The sequence below is a fragment of the Streptomyces sp. NPDC006296 genome (assembly GCF_040613235.1).
Classification (GTDB): Bacteria; Actinomycetota; Actinomycetes; order Streptomycetales; family Streptomycetaceae; genus Streptomyces.
This window is the reverse complement of sequence record NZ_JBEXRT010000008.1, coordinates 56,614-72,570: the sequence shown is the minus strand read 5'-3', so window position 1 is coordinate 72,570 and position 15,957 is coordinate 56,614. Positions and strand designations below refer to the sequence as shown.

Sequence of the window (15,957 nt, the reverse complement as noted above, 5' to 3'; positions counted from 1 at the left end):
CGCGGAGGGCGGACGGGTCAGGGGCCCGGTGCGGTGCGCTACGGACCCGTGGTCAGGCCTTGTCCTGCATGGAGCTGCGCGCGGGATTCCCCTGCTGCGCGGCCTTCGGATCCTTCTCGCCGGCCTTCGCGCGCACGCCCTGTTCGATGCGCTTGCCGACGGTCTTGTCGATGTTCGACCAGTACTCGAACGCGCGGACCAGTACCGGTTCGGTCACGCCGTTGAGCAGGTGGCCGACGACGTTGTCCACCAGCCGGTCCCGTGCCGCGTCGTCCAGGACGTCACGCACGAGGGTGCCGGCCTGCCCCCAGTCGTCGTCCTCCGCGTGGTCGACGTACGCCGCCCGGGTGATGTCCCCGTCGGCGTACCAGCCGGCCGGGGAGCCGTAACGGGCGGTGTCGGCGGCCGGGCCGCCCTTGGAGTTCGGGGCGTAGACCGGATCGGAGGTCTTCCGGTACGCCATCGCCCCGTCCTTGGAGTACGTGTTCACCGGGGCGACGGGCGCGTTCACCGGGAGCTGCTGGTAGTTGGCCCCGATGCGGTGACGGTGGGCGTCCGCGTACGAGAACAGCCGGGCCAGCAGCATGCGGTCCGGGCTCGGGCCGATGCCGGGGACCAGGTTGTTCGGCTGGAAGGCGGCCTGCTCGATCTCCGCGTGGTTGTCGGTGGGGTTGCGGTCCAGCGTCATCTTCCCGACCTCGATCAGCGGGTAGTCGCCGTGCGGCCACACCTTGGTCAGGTCGAACGGGTTGAACCGGTAGTCCACCGCGTCCTCGTACGGCATGACCTGGACGTGCAGCGTCCAGCTCGGGTGGTCGCCGTCGCGGATGTGCTCGAACAGGTCGCGCGTGTGGAAGTCGGTGTCCGCCGCGGCCATCTGGTCGCCCTCGTGCTGGGTGAACGTCTCGATGCCCTGGTCGGTCTTGAAGTGGTACTTCACCCAGAAGCGCTCGCCCTGCGCGTTGATCCACATGTAGGTGTGCGAGGTGTAGCCGTTCATGTGGCGCCAGCTGCGCGGGATGCCGCGGTCGCCCATCAGCCAGGTGACCTGGTGGGCCGACTCGGGGGAGAGGGTCCAGAAGTCCCACTGCATGTCGTGGTCGCGGAGGTTGTTGTCCGCGCGGCGCTTCTGGGACCGGATGAAGTGCTGGAACTTCATCGGGTCCTTCACGAAGAACACGGGGGTGTTGTTGCCCACCATGTCGTAGTTGCCCTCGCTGGTGTAGAACTTCACCGCGAACCCGCGCGGGTCGCGCCAGGTGTCCGGGCTGCCACGCTCGCCGGCCACGGTGGAGAACCGCACGACCAGATCGGTCGTGGCGCCGGGCTGGAAGAGCGCGGCCTTGGTGTAGCCGCTGACGTCCCCGGTCACCTCGAAGTGCCCGAACGCGCCGCTGCCCTTGGCGTGCGGCTGACGTTCGGGGATCCGTTCACGGTTGAACTGGGCCATCTGCTCGATCAGGTACGAGTCCTGCAGCAGGATGGGCCCGGCCGGACCGACGGTGAGCGAGTGTTCGTCGCTCTCGACGGGGATGCCGGAGTCGGTGGTGGTCGGCTCGTGCGATGCGCTGGTCACTTGCGTTCCCCTTCGTCGTGGGGTGTGAGTGCGAAACGTGGGTCGGGGCGGCGGGCACGGACGGGCTCGTCGACGACGGGACCGGGCTCCGGCCCCGTGGCGAGATGCCCGGCCGACCGGTGTCTCCCCGTTCTCCACACATCGCCGTACCGGTAACCGGTATCAACGTAGCCAAACCTGGACGAGCAGGCCATCGGAGACGGCCGCCGTGACCGCTCTGTCCCCCTGCTCCGTCTCGCTACGTGCTCCCGTGGTGGTGACGGCTCCGGCCCGGCGCCGGTGCCGCGGCCGCCCCCGCTCCCGAGGGATCCGGACGGCGGCCCGCCACACGAGTTCCGTGAGGGTTCGCCGCCCGGAGGTGTCCGGCCCGAACGCGGCGCCTCGGCCGGTGCCGCCCGGCGCGCTCCGGCCGCGGTCGCCCTCGTGGCCCGAGGCGCCACCGAGGCGGTGACGCCGGTGGTGGTCGTGCCGGACCCGGCGGCGTCGACCGGCCGGCCGGTCGATCAGCCGGCCGACCCGGACGGGCGGGCCGCCGAGGCGTCGGACCGCCAGCGTCATCGGGGCCGGGGCACCGGCGCGGCCAGGACGTCGTCGGGCCGGTCCGTTCCCGCCAGCACGTCTTCGGGCCGTCCCGCCCCCACCAGGCGGCCGTCGCGCAGCAGCAGGCACGCGTCCGCCGCGCGTGCGGCGTCGAGGTCGTGGGTGGCGTGGACGACCGTCACGCCGTCGGCGGCCAGGTCGGCCAGGATCGCGGTGATCCGGTCCCGGGCCTCCGGGTCGAGCCCCGTGGTGGGTTCGTCCAGGAGCAGCAGATCCGACTCCTGTGCCAGCCCCTGGGCGATCAGGGCGCGTTGCCGCTGTCCGCCGGACAGCTCACCGAGCTGACGCGTGGTGAGATCGCCGATCCCCAGCCGGTCGAGCGCGTCGTCCACCGCCGCGTGGTCGCGCCCGGTCAGCCTGCGCCAGGGCCCCCGTTCGCCCCAGCGTCCCATCTCCACGGTCTGCCGGACGGTCAGCGGCAGGGTGTCGCCGACGGCTCCGCGCTGCGGGACGAAGGCCGGTGGCCGCTCGCCCTCGTGCCGGAGCTGTCCCGCTGTCGGGTCGATCACACCCGCGATCACCCCGAGCAGCGTCGACTTCCCGCTGCCGTTCGGGCCGACGAGTGCGGTGGTGCTCAACGCCGTTATCGAGGCGCTGAGTTCGTGGAGGACCGGCCTGCCCGGATAGCCGGCGCACAGCGCGGTGAGCCGGACGCGTGGCGGCCGGCCGTGAGGTCCGGCGGGGGACTGAAGGGGTTTGTTGAACATGGTTTTCATTGTAGTGTCCTCGCATGGAGTGGTTGACGGCGCCCTTCGAGGTGACCTTCGTGCAGAGAGCCCTGTGGGGCGGAATCCTGGTGTCCGCGATCTGCGCGCTCGCCGGGACGTGGGTGGTGCTCCGCGGCATGGCCTTCCTCGGGGACGCGATGTCCCACGGGCTGCTCCCGGGCGTCGCGGTGGCGGCCCTGCTGGGCGGGAACCTGCTCGTGGGGGCGGTGGTCAGCGCCGTGGTGATGACGGCGGGCGTGACCGCGCTCGGCCGCGCGCCGAGGCTCTCCCAGGACACCGGGATCGGCTTGCTGTTCGTGGGCATGCTCTCGCTCGGCGTCATCATCGTGTCCCGCTCGCAGTCCTTCGCCGTGGACCTGACCGGCTTCCTGTTCGGCGACGTCCTCGCGGTCCGTGAGCAGGACCTGCTGCTGCTCGCTGCGGCGCTGCTGGTGGCCCTGCTGGTCTCGGTGCTCGGCCACCGGGCCTTCCTCGCCCTGGCGTTCGACCCCCGGAAGGCGCGGACTCTCGGACTGCGCCCGCGTCTCGCGCACGGTGTGCTGCTCGCGCTGCTGGGCCTCGCGATCGTCGCGTCGTTCCACATCGTGGGGACGCTGCTCGTCCTGGGGCTGCTCATCGCCCCGGCCGCGGCGGCGCTCCCCTGGGCGCGCAGCGTGCGCGGGGTGATGGCGCTCGCCGCGCTCGTCGGCATCGCCGCCACCTTCGGCGGGCTGCTGCTGTCCTGGCACCTGAGCACCGCCGCCGGCGCCACCGTCGCGGCCCTCGCCGTGACTCTGTTCTTCCTCTCCCACCTGGCATCGGGCCTGCGCCACCGGCGCGTGGGCCCCGCCTCGTCCGCCTGACCGACAGCCGACCGAAGGAAATCCGTGGCGATCGTGCCGACCGTCCGAAGAAACGTCACTCCATGGGCCTCGGCCGCACTGGTGATCACCGCACTGCTCACCGCGGGCTGTGCGGGCGAGACCGCCGGCGGGTCCGCGGCGGAGGCCGAACCCTCCGCCGTCCCCCACGGCTACGTCGAGGGAGCGAAGGAAGCCGCCGAGGAGCAGTCCCGTCTGCTCCTCAACGACCCCCGCACCGGCGACAGCCGGGTGCTCGACCTCGTCACCGGCACGGTGCGCCCGACGGCCCGGGTGGCCGGTGCCGGACGGATCGCCACGGACGGGCGCTTCGGCTTCCTCCACACCCGCCGCGGCGCCCAGGTGCTGGACGGCGGCGCCTGGACGGTGGACCACGGCGACCACGTGCACTACTACCGCGCGGAGATACGCGCGGTCGGCAGCCTCCCCGGCGGCCCGGACGCCCGGATCCGCAGCGACACCGCGGTGACCGCCGTCACCGACGGCAGCGGCCGGACCCGGCTGTACGACCGCACGGCCCTCGAGAAGGGCGAGATCACCTCCCTCCGCACCCTCCCCGGAGTGCACACCGGAGCCGTCGTCCCCTACGCGGAGCACCTGCTGGCCCTCACCGAACGGGACGGAGCGACCCGGATCTCGGTGTACGACCGGGAGGGAAGGACCGTCGCGTCGTCCCCGGACGACCGGTGCGAGGACCCCCGGGGCGACGCCGTGACCCGGCGCGGAGTGGTCATCGGCTGCGCGGACGGCGCCCTGCTCGTGCGCGAGAAGGACGGTGCCTTCACCGTCGAGAGGATCCCGTACGGCGCCGACGTCCCCGCGGCGGAGCGGGCCGCCGACTTCCGCCGGCGGCCCGGCGGCGACACCCTCACGGCCCCGGCCGGAAAGGACTCCGTCTGGGTCCTGGACGTCACGGACCGCGCATGGACGCGGGTGAGGACCGGGCCCGTCGTCGCCACCGGGACGGCGGGGGAGGGCTCGCCGCTCCTCGTCCTGGAGACCGACGGAGCGCTGCACGGCTACGACATCGCCACCGGCGAGCAGGTCTCCCGTACCGAGAAGCTGCTGACCGGCGCCGGGAGGAGCGGGCCCGTGATCGAGGTCGACCGCAGCCGCGCGTACGTCAACGACCCCGAAGGCAGACGCGTGTACGAGATCGACTACAACGACGACCTGCGCGTCGCGCGCTCGTTCGACGTCGGCATCGCACCGCACCTGATGACGGAGACGGGACGATGACCGCGCCCGCGGTGTCCGGGGCGGCGACGCGCGCACGGGTCGGCGTGGCACGGCTGCGCAGCCTGCTCATGGGCCTGATCGCGCTGAGCGTGGTCGCCGCAGCGGGAACGGCCTGCACCCCCGGTGGCGACCGGCCCCGCATCGTCGTCACCACCAACATCCTCGGCGACATCACCCGCGAGATCGTCGGTGACGAGGCAGCGGTCACCGTCCTGATGAAGCCGGACGCCGACCCCCACTCCTTCGGCCTCTCGGCCGTGCAGGCGGCCGAGCTGGAGCGCGCCGAACTGGTCGTCTACAACGGGCTGGGGCTGGAGGAGAACGTCCTGCGCCAGGTGGACGCGGCCCGTGAGTCCGGGGTCCCCGTCCTCGAGGCCGGCAAGGCGGTCGACCCGCTCACCTTCCGCACGGGCGACGACGGAGGGCCGGACGACGAGGCGGGCCGGCCCGACCCGCACTTCTGGACCGACCCCGACCGGGTGCGCACGGCGTCCCGCCTCATCGCCGACCAGGTCGTCGAGCACGTCAGCGGTGTGGACGAGGCCGCCGTACGCGCCCACGCCGCCCGCTACGACGCGCAGTTGGCGGACCTCACCACCTGGATGGAGGAGTCCTTCGACCGGATACCCGAGCACGGGCGGGCCCTGGTGACCAACCACCACGTCTTCGGCTACCTCGCCGACCGCTTCGGCTTCCGCGTCGTCGGGGCGGTCATCCCCAGCGGCACGACACTCGCCTCGCCCAGCTCCTCCGACCTGCGCGCGCTGACCCGGGCCATGGAGGACGCCGGTGTGCGGACGGTGTTCGCCGACTCCTCCCAGCCCAAGAAGCTCGCCGAGGTCCTGCGCACCGAGCTCGGCGGCCGGGTGCGGGTCGTCGAGCTGTACTCCGAGTCGCTGACCGCGAAGGACGCGGGCGCCGGCACCTACCTGCAGATGATGCGCGTCAACACCACCGCCATGACCGACGGCCTCACCGGCGGCTGAACACCCCTCTGCCCACGGGGAGGACGGCGAGCCGTCCCGGCCCGTCCCACACCCCCGCCGCGACCTCGCGGCCAGGAAAGGAAGCACGACCGATGAACCAGACCATACGCAACAGATCCCTCACCGGAGCAGCACTCGCCCTGGCGGTGTCCACGGTCCTGACGGCGTGCGGAGGGGACACCGGATCCTCCTCCGACGCGAAGGCGAAGGAGACGCCGGCCGGTGGGTCCGCCGCCCCGGTGGCCGACCCGCTCGTCGCCGGCTACGACGGCGGTCTCTACATCCTCGACGGGGGGAGCCTGAAGCTCGCCAAGACCATCGAGCTCCCCGGCTTCAACCGCGTCAACCCCGCAGGGGACGACGACCACGTGGTGATCTCCACCGACGCCGGTTTCAGGATCCTGGACGCCACCGGGCAGACCCTGACCGACATCACCTACGACGGCGCCAAGCCCGGCCACGTCGTCCGCCACGCGGGGAAGACGGTCCTCTTCACCGACGGCACCGGCAAGGTGAACGTCTTCGACCCCGCCGAGCTCGGCAAGGGGAAGAAGCCCGCGGGGCGCACCTACACCTCGGCCGAGGCCCACCACGGCGTCGCCATCGAACTCAGCAACGGCGAACTCCTCAGCACCCTGGGCACCGAGGAGAAGCGCACCGGAGCGCTCGTCCTCGACAAGGACGGCAAGGAGACCGCCCGCAACGAGAACTGCCCCGGTGTCCACGGTGAGGCCGCGGCCCAGGGGGAGGCGGTCGCCGTCGGCTGCGAGGACGGCGTACTGATCTACAAGGACGGCAGGTTCACCAAGGTCGACGCCCCCGACGCGTACGGACGGATCGGCAACCAGGCCGGCAGCGAGGAATCCCCGGTCCTCCTCGGCGACTACAAGACCGACCCTGAGGCCGAACTGGAACGGCCGACCAGGATCTCCTTGATCGACACCAGGACGGCGAAGCTCCGCATCGTCGACCTCGGCACGAGCTACTCGTTCCGCTCGCTCGCCCGTGGCCCGCACGGCGAGGCCCTCGTCCTCGGCACCGACGGAGCGGTCCACGTCATCGACCCCGAGACGGGCGACGTGGAGAAGAAGATCCCCGCCGTCGGCGAGTGGCAGGAGCCGCTGGACTGGCAGCAGCCCCGTCCCACGCTCTTCGTCCGCGACCACACCGCGTACGTCTCCGACCCCAGCAAGAGCGCCCTGCACGCCATCGACCTGGAGAGCGGCAAGAAGCGCGCCTCCGTGACCCTGCCGAAGAGCACCAACGAGCTGTCGGGAGTCGTCCCCGGCCACTGACACGCCGTCACCCCGGCCGCCGCCGTGCGGCCGCTCCACCGGACCGGAGCGGCCGCACACGTCGGACGGCACCCGGCGGAACGCCCGTCCGGCAGGCCCCGGCCGGCTCGCCGGTCCGCCTGGCGGCCGTACGGGCCGCGGCGCACACTGGCCGGGGAGGACCGCGGTCCGGAAAGGACGGGGACATGGGCGACCACGTGGACCTCCCCGGCGTCAGGACCTGGTACGAGTCCGAGGGCAGCGGTGAGCCGCTCGTCCTCCTGCACGGCGGCCTCTGCACCAACGACACCTGGGGCGCGCTGCGGGACGGCCTGGCCGCCGCCCATCAGGTCCTCCTGCCCGAGCGGCGCGCGCACGGGCACACCCCCGATGTCCCCGGTCCGCTCTCCTACCAGGACATGGCGGACGACACGGTGGCCTTCGTCGAGACGGTCGTGCGGGGACCGGCCCGTCTGGTGGGCTGGAGCGACGGAGGCGTCGTCGCCCTGCTCACGGCCATCGCCCGGCCGGACCTCGTCCGCGGCGCCGCCGTGATCGGCGCCAATTTCCGCCCGTCCTCCGAGTGCTTCGCCGAACCCGCGATGCTCGACGCGATGACACCGGAGAGCGCCGACCTCGCCCTCCTGCGGGAGCTGTACGAGGCGGTCTCCCCGGACGGCCCCGGCCACTGGCCGGTGGCGGCGGCGAAGGTCATCGCCCTGTGGCGTACCCAGCCGACGCTCACCACCGAGGACCTGAAGCGTGTCGAGGCACCGCTGCTCGTCATGGCCGGTGACGACGACATGATGACGCTGGAGCACACGATCGCGCTGTACCGCGCGGTCCCCGGGGCCCGGCTCGCCGTCGTCCCCGGCGCCTCCCACCTCGTCCCCCTGGAGAAACCGGCTCTGGTCGGCCGGCTGGTCCTCGACCACCTGGCGCAGGACGCCGTCGACACGATGATGCCCGTCCGGCGCGCACCGGCCCCCGGGACGTGAACGCGGCCCGCTCACCGGGAAATTCACTTGAGGCGTGCACCGCGGGCACCGCTATCGTGGTCCGATGCCGTCGATCAAGCAGGTCCAGATCACCTTCGACTGCGCGGATCCCGAGCGCGTCGCCCGCTTCTGGTGCGAGGTGCTGGGCTACGTCGCACCGCCGCCGCCGGAGGGCTTCGCCACCTGGGACGCGTACAACGGGTCGCTGCCCCCGGAGCAGCGGGGAGCGTGGTTCGCCTGCTCCGATCCCACCGGCGCGGGCCCGCGGTTGTACTTCCAGCGGGTCCCGGAAGGCAAGGCCGTCAAGAACCGGGTCCACCTCGACGTGCGGGCGGGCACCGGGCTCGTGGGCGAGGAGCGCCTCGCCGTGCTCCGCGCCGAGTGCGCCCGGCTGGTCGCGCTCGGCGCCGTGTGCGAGCGCGTGCTGGTGGCCGACGAGGACAACGAGTCCTGCATCGGGATGCGGGACGTCGAGGGCAACGAGTTCTGCCTCGACTGAGGCGGTCCGGGCGGGAGGGCCACGCACGCGTCGTGGTGCCGCGAGGAGACGGCCCGTGCCGGACCGGGGCATGTGGTGGGCCGTCGTCACCGGGGCTGTCCGGCTCCTGGCCCGGCTCGTCGGCCGGCCGAGGGGTCTCGCGGGGTGTGCGGCGAGTGCCGTGCCGGTGGTCGTCGCAGCTGAAAGCGGAGACCGTCTGCGGCTGGGCCTCCTGCCGGACGTAGGGGCCGGCGTCCCCGGCGGCGCCGTGTACGGGCCCTGTTCCCGGAGCCCGCTCGCGGTCCTCGCGGCGGATCACCGGGCGGTCCCGCACCGCACCTCGCCTGCTCCCTGCGGGAGCGGGGTGCGTCGTCCGGTGTCCAGGGGGTACGCGACGACGTGCGAACCGGCTCCCCCCGCACGAGGAGGGGCGCGTACCGACGGGAGTGACCGCATGACCGACCGCAGGCCCCAGGGAACCGCCTACGCAGGGGCGGAGCCCAGCCCGCCGCCGATACCGGCGGACATGCCCGACCAGCAGGTCCAGGAGGGCGAGGACGCCCTCGACGTGATCGTCCCGCCCGGTGCGCCGGACCCGGACTCCGCGGCCGGGACGGACGCGCCCGATCTCGACGAGGCCGGATCGGGCCGCGACTCCCCGCGCCACGCGGGGGTCCACCCGGAGCACCCCGTGCCGGACGAGTCGACCGGCTGAGCCTCGGAGGACCGCCGGGCCGCCGCGCGTGCGGCCGGACGCACGCTCCCGTACGGGTGGGGCAGCATGAGGCCATGGACTCAGCTGCGCAGCCGGACCGGACCCCCGACGGTCGGTACATCGTGGTGAAGGGCCGGAAATGGCGGGCGACGGACCCGGAGATCCCCGAGGAGGCCGCGTCCCGCCTGCGCCACCACCTGATGGCCGCACGGCGCGCGGTGGCCGCCGCGCGCCGTGCGGACGATCCGGCGGCCGAGAAGCTGGCCCGGAGCCGGGTGCAGACGGCGAAGGTGGCGCTCGGTGAGCGCGGCACCCCGTGGTGGGACCAGTCCCTCACCGAGCGTCGCGCACGCTGGGAGGACGGCGTCACCGCACTCGACGCGGACCGGAAGGGGTAGGCCGGCGACGGGGTGCGCGGGACCCTCTGGGCCGGGCCGTACCGCCCGGCCCGGTCACGCGCCCTTCCCGTCCCTCACCGCGGGCGGGCGACCGCTGAGGGCGACGGTGTTGGCCCCGACGATCACGACGACGGCCGCCCAGGAGGCCGGGGCGAGCTGCTGGTCCAGCACGATCAGGCCCACCACGGCGGCGTAGACCGGATTGACGCTCATGAACACCCCGAAGAGCTGCGCCGGTACGCGCCGCAGCGCCAGCAGGTCGGCCAGGAACGGTACGGCCGAGGACAGCACTCCGGCGGCCAGGGCGCAGCCGAGAGCGGCCGGCGTCGGGGGACGCCACCAGAGCACGAGGACGCCGACGGGCAGATAGAGCGCGCCCGAGACGACCGCGGCCGCCGCCGAGCCCTCCAGGCCGGGCAGACGCCTGCCCACGGTGCGGTTGAGCATGATGTAGCAGCCCCAGCACACCGCGGCCAGCAGCGCCAGACCGATGCCCGCGTAGTCCGTGGAGGGGGAGGGGCGGGCCAGCACCACCACCGCGCCGGCCGCCGCCAGGGCGCACAGGGCGTCCTTCCGCCGGCGGGATCCGGCGAGGGCGACCGTCAGCGGCCCGAGGAACTCCAGCGTCACGGCCAGCCCGAGCCCGATGCGGTCGACGGCCGTGTAGAGGGACAGGTTCATCGCGGCGAACACCAGGGCCAGCCCCAGGACCGGCCGCCACTGCGCCGAGGTGAACGACCGCGGGCGCGGCCTGCCGACGGCCCAGAGCACCCCGGCCGCCACCCACTGGCGTACCGCGACGACCCCCGCCGGGCCGATCACCGGGAAGGCGAGAGCCGCCACCGACGCCCCGACCTGGTTGGACAGACCGCTGCCCAGCATCAGCGCGATCCCTCCGAGGCGGCCCGCGCCGCTCGCGGACGGGTCCTTGCCGACTGCCACATGAGCCTGTGCGGGGGCACTCCCCGAGGTCTTCAGCACCATGCGCTCACCGTGCGGGTCCCCGGCCCATGCGCAAAATGCATCAGTGCGGGTGTCGATACGCTCAGCGTATGGATACGAGCCGAGGGTTCTCCGCGGAGATGGAGCTGAAGCACCTGCGGTGCCTGACCGCCGTCGTCGACGCGGGCAGCTTCACCGACGCCGCGATCGCGCTGGGCGTCTCGCAGGCCGCGGTCTCCCGCACCGTGCTGGCCCTGGAACGGATCCTCGGTGTGCGGCTGCTGCACCGCACCAGTCGGGCCGTCGCGCCCACCCCCGCCGGAGTGCAGGTCCTCGCCCGCGCCCGGCTCCTGCTGTCCGGCGCCGAGGAACTCGTCACCGAGGCGGCGGCAGGGCACGCCCGTCTGCACCTCGGCCACGCCTGGTCCGCCTTCGGCCGGCACACCACCGAGTTCCAACGCCGCTGGCACCACGCCCACCCCGGGACGGAGCTCCGGCTCGTCCGGCGGAACGCCCCCACCGGCGGGCTCGCCGAAGGGCTGTGCGACCTCGCCGTCATCCGCGCCCCACTCGACCTCCGGCCCTGGTCGCACGCGCTCGTCGGCCATGAACGACGCGTCGTCGCCCTGGCCTCCGACGACCCCTGGGCCCGTCGCCGCAGCATCCGTATCGACGAGATCGCCGGCCGCACCCTGGTCATCGACCGCCGCACCGGGACCACCACCCTGAATCTGTGGTCCGGCACGGAGCGGCCCGCCGTGGAGCACATCCACGACATCGACGACTGGCTCGCCGCGATCGCCACCGGCCGCTGTGTCGGCGTCACCCCCCAGGCCACCGCCGCCCAGTACCGGCGGGACGGCATCACGTACCGACCCCTGCGGGACGCCGCGCCGGTGCCCGTCCACCTCATCTGGCGCCGCCAGGACGCGCACCCGGCCACCCACGCCGCGGTCGCCCTCGCCATCGACCTGTACCGCGAGGAGGGGAACGGCCCCACCCGCTGAGCGCGCGCGCCCCTGGGCCGTACGAGAGCTACACCGGGTGGTCCGCGCGGAGGGGCCCGGTCCTGCCGTCCCCGGCAGGACCGTCACCCCGCCGCTCCCGTAACTCCGCGCCCCTCGGGGGTGCTTGCGCCGCGGTCACCCACCGGCGCGGGCCGGCGATCCGGCCCGCCACCCGCCGGGAGAGGCCGAGCATCCGTCCCGTCACCCGCCGTTGACACCGCCATCGGCCTTCCCTACCGTGTTCCTCCCGGTTACATCGTTGTAATAGTGCAGCGCCCTCCCAGCTGGAACGAGCTTCTCCCGCCCTAAGGAGCCATCCATGCGCGCCCCCCCACGCATCGTCCCGCCCCCGGGTCCTCCGCCGCTGGTCCGCGGTCCTGGTCGCGCTCCTCGCCCTGCTGACCGGCCTGCTGAGCGGTGCGCCGCTGGCGACGGCGGGCGCGGACGGCACGGTTCCGGCGGCACCGGCCGCCGCCTCCGGCACGTTCCGCAATCCGCTGAACACCGGTCCCGACCCCTTCATGACGCAGTGGAACGGGATGTACTACCTGACCGCCACCCAGGGCGACAGCATCCGGATGTGGCGCTCACCCTCGCTGGGCACGCTGCTCACCGCGAACCCGGTCACCGTCTGGACCGATTCCGACACCACCCGGAACCGCAACATCTGGGCCCCGGAGTTCTACCGGTTCGGAGACCGCTGGTACCTCTACTACACGGCCGACGACGGGGTGGACGACCATCACCGCCTGTACGTCCTGGAGTCCGACCGGGACGACCCGACCGGGCCCTACCACTTCAAGGCCAAGCTCGCGCCGCCCAACCACGCGAACGACTTCGCCATCGACGCCGGCATCCTGCAGCACAACGGCCGTCTCTACCTGGCCTACAGCGGGATCAACCAGTACCAGCACAACGGCCTGAACCTCGCCCCGATGTCCAACCCGTACACCGTCTCCGGCAACGCCGTCGCCATCGACGGCGCAGGCGGGTGCCCGGAGGTCCGCGAGGGGCCCGAGTTCCTCTACCGGAACGGCCGGACCTGGATGACCTACTCCGCCTGCGACACCGGCAAGCCCGACTACCAGATCCAGATGTTGTCCCTGCCGTCGGCCGCCGATCCCCTCGTGCCCGGGAACTGGAAGCAGCATCCGGGCCCGGTGTTCTCCCGGGCCGACGACCGGGGCGTCTACGGGCCCGGCCACCACGCGTTCTTCCGCTCCCCGGACGGCACCGAGGACTGGATCGTCTACCACGCGAAGACGACGTCCGTCTCCACCTACAGCAACCGCACCACCCGGGCGCAGAAGTTCACCTGGAAGGCCGACGGCAGCCCCGACTTCGGCCGCCCCGTCGCTCTCGGAGCCACCCAGGACCTGCCCTCCGGGGACCCCGGGCCGGGCGCCTACTGGATCAACGACGACGGGCGGTCGAGCGGCGACGGGACCGTCTCCTACACGGGCACCTGGAACTCCGGTACCGGATGCGCCACCCAGTGCTTCTGGGGCGACGACCACTGGAGCGACGTTCCGGGCAACACCGCGACCTACACCTTCACCGGCACCCGTATCGCCCTGCTGTCCGTCCACGACACCGGCAACGGCATCGCCGCACTGAGCGTCGACGGAGGTCCGGAACAGCGCCTGGACCTCTACGGCTCTCCGCGCACCGGCGAGACGCTGCACTACCTCAGCCCCGTGCTCGCGCACGGCCGGCACACCCTGAGGATCCGGGTCACCGGGGAACACAACGACCGGGCCGGCGCCTCGTTCGTCAGCATCGACCGCGCCGAGGTCTACACCGGCTGACCTCCCGCGCCCGTCCGGCGGGGGACCGTACGCGCCCGCGCCGGCCGGGCCCGGGGACGGAGGAGAGCGACGTCCGGTGTGCCGTGCCACCGGCGGCGAGCCCGGTGGCAGGGAAGGTGACGAGGACCCGGTGCCCGGCCGCGCACCGGGATCCACCGGGTCGGCGGCGGTCCCGCGCGGTCGTCGTCCGCGTCCCGCCCCGGAGCCCGAGCCCGGACACCGGATCGCGCGTAGATTGGAGGAGCAAGGAGTCTCGCTCACAGACGCGGAGAGCGTGTGATGACGGCGGACATCGACTTGGGCGCGTTCTTCGACGCCACCCCGAGTCCGTATCTGATCCTCGACACGGACCTCGACATCACCTACGTCAATGCGGCCTACCTGCACACCACCCGGCGGACCAGAGCCGAACTCGTCGGGAAGTACTTCTTCGACGCCCTGCCGGAGCGCCCGGGCCTGCCGGGTGACGCCGAGCAGAACCTGAAGGCGTCCCTGCGCCGCGTGCTGAGGAGCGGGGAGCCGGACACCCTGGTGCTGCAGCGGTACGACATCCCCGCCCCCGACCAGCCGGGCGGATTCGAGGAGCGCTGGTGGTCCGCGATCCACACGCCGATCGCCGGGGCCGACGGCGCGGTGAAGTGGATCGTCCAACGAGCCGAGGACGTCACGGACTTCGCGCTCTCACGCCGGGCCCGCCGGCTCACCGAGGAGTTCACCGAGCGGGAGGAGGGCATGGCGGCCGAGCTGTACGCCCGGGCGGGCGAGCTCTACCGGCTGAACCAGCAACTGCGGTCCGCGCACGCCCGGGAACGGCAGGTCGCCGTCACCCTGCAGGAAGCCATGCTCTCCGTCCCCGACCTGGACCGCCACGACGACAACATCGCCGTGCGCTACCGGCCGGCGACCACCTCGCTGAACGTCTGCGGGGACTGGTACGACGTCGTCGACCTGCCCCCGGACCGCTACGCAGCCGCGGTCGGGGACGTGGTCGGCCACGGCCTGCACGCCGCCGCGGTCATGGGCATGCTCCGCAGCGCCCTGAGCGCGGTCATCCGGGCCATCCCCAGCCCGGCCCAGGCGCTGGAGGTCCTCGGCCTCTACGCCCGCTCCCTGGACGGCGCGACGGCCGCCACCGCGGTCAAGGTCCTCATCGACACCCGCAGCGAACTGATCATCTACAGCAGCGCAGGACACCCCCCGCCGGTACTCCGGCACTCCGACGGGTCCTGCGACCTGCTCGACCAGGCGACCGATCCGCCGCTGGGCGCCCGCCCCCACCACGTGCCCCGCCCGCAGGCGGGTCTGTCCTACACCCCCGGCGACACGCTCGTGATGTACACCGACGGCCTCATCGAGCGCCGTGACGAGGACATCGACGTCAGCCTGGCCCGGCTGACCCGCGCCCTCGCCCAGGAGGGCGGCCGCGCCCCCGACCGACTCGCCGACGTGCTGCTGGACCGCCTCGGCGTCGAAGGAGGCGCCGACGACGACATCGCGCTCGTCGTCATCCGGCTCTGAGCAGGCGGCCCCGGAGGCGGGAGAGGGCCCGGCGACGGCCCGGAGCGCTCAGGGCCGGCCCGGGGGACCCCGGGCGCGGGCTCCTCAGCCCCGGTCCTGGCCGGCCGGTGATTCCTCCTGCGCGGGCGGATGTCCGTACGCCGGGCGTTCCTCCGCCGTCCGGGTCGCGGCCGATGCCTGTTCGTCCGTCCCCCGTGTGCCGGACCTCCGGGAGATCCGCACCCCGAGGAACACGAGGAGGGCGAGGGCCGCCGCCGTGACGACGACCGTGGAGTAGGTGGAGACGTATCCGGAGACGACCTCCCACCGGTCGCCCAGGAAGTACCCGGCCAGGACGAACGCCGTGTTCCACAGTGCGCTGCCCAGGGTGGTCAGCGCGAGGAAGACCGGAAGGGGCATGCGCTCGACGCCGGCCGGGACGGAGATCAGGCTCCGGAACACCGGGATCATCCGCCCGAAGAAGACCGCCTTGGTGCCGTGGCGTTCGAACCACGCCTCCGTCCTCTCGATGTCCGTGACCTTGACCAGCGGGACCTTGGACGCGAGCCGGACGGTGCGGTCGCGGCCCAGGGCGGCGCCGATCCCGTACAGCGCGAGTGCCCCGACGACCGATCCGGCGGTCGTCCACACCAGGGCGGCCCAGAGGCTCATCCCACCGGTCCCCGCGGTGAAGCCGGCCAGCGGGAGGATCACCTCACTGGGCAGCGGCGGGAAGATGTTCTCCAGCGCGATGGCCAGCCCCGCACCCGGCGCCCCCAGTGCGCTCATCAGGTCGGTCGCCCATCGCGTCACGCCGCTGTCGATCATGCGATCCACGCTAACGATCCCAC

Annotated in this window: 15 protein-coding genes; 11 read left to right on the top strand and 4 right to left on the bottom strand. The window is 73.0% G+C overall.

Annotated features, from left to right (window positions below; all coding sequences use genetic code 11):
* Positions 1–52: 52 nt before the first annotated feature.
* Positions 53–1,576 carry a catalase gene (locus tag ABZ172_RS07930; RefSeq protein ID WP_356881317.1) on the bottom strand — a complete coding sequence of 508 codons (1,524 nt, stop codon included), beginning with the start codon at positions 1,574–1,576 and terminating at the stop codon, positions 53–55.
* 554 nt (positions 1,577–2,130) lie between these two features.
* Complete coding sequence (aztA, locus tag ABZ172_RS07925) at positions 2,131–2,892, bottom strand: zinc ABC transporter ATP-binding protein AztA (RefSeq protein WP_356881314.1); 762 nt, start codon at positions 2,890–2,892, stop codon at positions 2,131–2,133.
* A gap of 14 nt (positions 2,893–2,906) precedes the next feature.
* Here aztA and aztB point away from each other — a divergent pair, with 14 nt between their 5' ends.
* The 8 genes from aztB (at position 2,907) to ABZ172_RS07885 (ending at position 9,852) form a co-directional block, all read left to right on the top strand.
* Positions 2,907–3,746 carry a zinc ABC transporter permease AztB gene (gene aztB / locus ABZ172_RS07920; RefSeq protein WP_356881312.1) on the top strand — a complete coding sequence of 280 codons (840 nt, stop codon included), beginning with the start codon at positions 2,907–2,909 and terminating at the stop codon, positions 3,744–3,746.
* Between the two features lie 24 nt (positions 3,747–3,770).
* Positions 3,771–5,003: a hypothetical protein gene (locus ABZ172_RS07915; protein ID WP_356881310.1), complete on the top strand. Its 1,233-nt coding sequence runs from the start codon at positions 3,771–3,773 to the stop codon at positions 5,001–5,003.
* A complete protein-coding gene (gene aztC, locus ABZ172_RS07910) occupies positions 5,000–5,989 on the top strand; it encodes a zinc ABC transporter substrate-binding protein AztC (protein WP_356881308.1) in 990 nt (329 codons plus the stop codon). Before ABZ172_RS07915 ends, aztC begins: the two co-directional genes overlap by 4 nt.
* A 92-nt stretch (positions 5,990–6,081) precedes the next feature.
* Positions 6,082–7,284, top strand: a complete 1,203-nt coding sequence (gene aztD / locus ABZ172_RS07905) for a zinc metallochaperone AztD (RefSeq protein WP_356881306.1) — start codon at positions 6,082–6,084, stop codon at positions 7,282–7,284.
* Between the two features lie 185 nt (positions 7,285–7,469).
* Complete coding sequence (locus ABZ172_RS07900; RefSeq protein WP_356881304.1) at positions 7,470–8,261, top strand: alpha/beta hydrolase; 792 nt, start codon at positions 7,470–7,472, stop codon at positions 8,259–8,261.
* Positions 8,262–8,325: 64 nt separating this feature from the next.
* Complete coding sequence (locus ABZ172_RS07895) at positions 8,326–8,760, top strand: VOC family protein (protein ID WP_356881302.1); 435 nt, start codon at positions 8,326–8,328, stop codon at positions 8,758–8,760.
* 433 nt (positions 8,761–9,193) lie between these two features.
* The gene (locus tag ABZ172_RS07890; protein WP_356881300.1) at positions 9,194–9,454 is read left to right on the top strand and encodes a hypothetical protein; all 261 of its coding nucleotides are present in this window, start codon (positions 9,194–9,196) and stop codon (positions 9,452–9,454) included.
* Positions 9,455–9,528: 74 nt separating this feature from the next.
* A complete protein-coding gene (locus tag ABZ172_RS07885; RefSeq protein ID WP_356881297.1) occupies positions 9,529–9,852 on the top strand; it encodes a hypothetical protein in 324 nt (107 codons plus the stop codon).
* 54 nt (positions 9,853–9,906) lie between these two features.
* Here ABZ172_RS07885 and ABZ172_RS07880 read toward each other — a convergent pair whose 3' ends face one another.
* Entirely contained in the window at positions 9,907–10,836 is a 930-nt protein-coding gene (locus tag ABZ172_RS07880) for an EamA family transporter (protein WP_356881295.1), read from the bottom strand.
* A 68-nt stretch (positions 10,837–10,904) separates the two neighbouring features.
* On the opposite strand from ABZ172_RS07880, the gene ABZ172_RS07875 reads away from it, so the two are divergent.
* The 3 genes from ABZ172_RS07875 to ABZ172_RS07865 all read left to right on the top strand — a co-directional run bounded on the left by ABZ172_RS07875 (position 10,905) and on the right by ABZ172_RS07865 (position 15,127).
* Complete coding sequence (locus tag ABZ172_RS07875; RefSeq protein ID WP_356881293.1) at positions 10,905–11,801, top strand: LysR family transcriptional regulator; 897 nt, start codon at positions 10,905–10,907, stop codon at positions 11,799–11,801.
* Between the two features lie 377 nt (positions 11,802–12,178).
* Positions 12,179–13,609, top strand: a complete 1,431-nt coding sequence (locus tag ABZ172_RS07870; RefSeq protein WP_356881539.1) for a glycoside hydrolase family 43 protein — start codon at positions 12,179–12,181, stop codon at positions 13,607–13,609.
* Positions 13,610–13,888: 279 nt separating this feature from the next.
* Positions 13,889–15,127 (top strand): SpoIIE family protein phosphatase, encoded by a 1,239-nt coding sequence (locus ABZ172_RS07865; protein ID WP_356881291.1) that lies wholly within the window; start codon positions 13,889–13,891, stop codon positions 15,125–15,127.
* Positions 15,128–15,211: 84 nt separating this feature from the next.
* Here ABZ172_RS07865 and ABZ172_RS07860 read toward each other — a convergent pair whose 3' ends face one another.
* Positions 15,212–15,934, bottom strand: coding sequence for a DedA family protein (locus tag ABZ172_RS07860; RefSeq protein WP_356881289.1), 723 nt, complete (start codon positions 15,932–15,934; stop codon positions 15,212–15,214).
* Positions 15,935–15,957: the final 23 nt, after the last annotated feature.

Bases quoted from the DNA above. Each gene is read 5' to 3' on its own strand.
- aztA (WP_356881314.1), bottom strand. From the start codon at position 2,892: ATGAAAACCATGTTCAACAAACCCCTTCAGTCCCCCGCCGGACCTCAC.
- aztB (WP_356881312.1), top strand. From the start codon at position 2,907: ATGGAGTGGTTGACGGCGCCCTTCGAGGTGACCTTCGTGCAGAGAGCC.
- aztC (WP_356881308.1), top strand. From the start codon at position 5,000: ATGACCGCGCCCGCGGTGTCCGGGGCGGCGACGCGCGCACGGGTCGGC.
- aztD (WP_356881306.1), top strand. From the start codon at position 6,082: ATGAACCAGACCATACGCAACAGATCCCTCACCGGAGCAGCACTCGCC.
- ABZ172_RS07900 (WP_356881304.1), top strand. From the start codon at position 7,470: ATGGGCGACCACGTGGACCTCCCCGGCGTCAGGACCTGGTACGAGTCC.
- ABZ172_RS07895 (WP_356881302.1), top strand. From the start codon at position 8,326: ATGCCGTCGATCAAGCAGGTCCAGATCACCTTCGACTGCGCGGATCCC.
- ABZ172_RS07890 (WP_356881300.1), top strand. From the start codon at position 9,194: ATGACCGACCGCAGGCCCCAGGGAACCGCCTACGCAGGGGCGGAGCCC.
- ABZ172_RS07885 (WP_356881297.1), top strand. From the start codon at position 9,529: ATGGACTCAGCTGCGCAGCCGGACCGGACCCCCGACGGTCGGTACATC.
- ABZ172_RS07880 (WP_356881295.1), bottom strand. From the start codon at position 10,836: ATGGTGCTGAAGACCTCGGGGAGTGCCCCCGCACAGGCTCATGTGGCA.
- ABZ172_RS07875 (WP_356881293.1), top strand. From the start codon at position 10,905: ATGGATACGAGCCGAGGGTTCTCCGCGGAGATGGAGCTGAAGCACCTG.
- ABZ172_RS07865 (WP_356881291.1), top strand. From the start codon at position 13,889: ATGACGGCGGACATCGACTTGGGCGCGTTCTTCGACGCCACCCCGAGT.
- ABZ172_RS07860 (WP_356881289.1), bottom strand. From the start codon at position 15,934: ATGATCGACAGCGGCGTGACGCGATGGGCGACCGACCTGATGAGCGCA.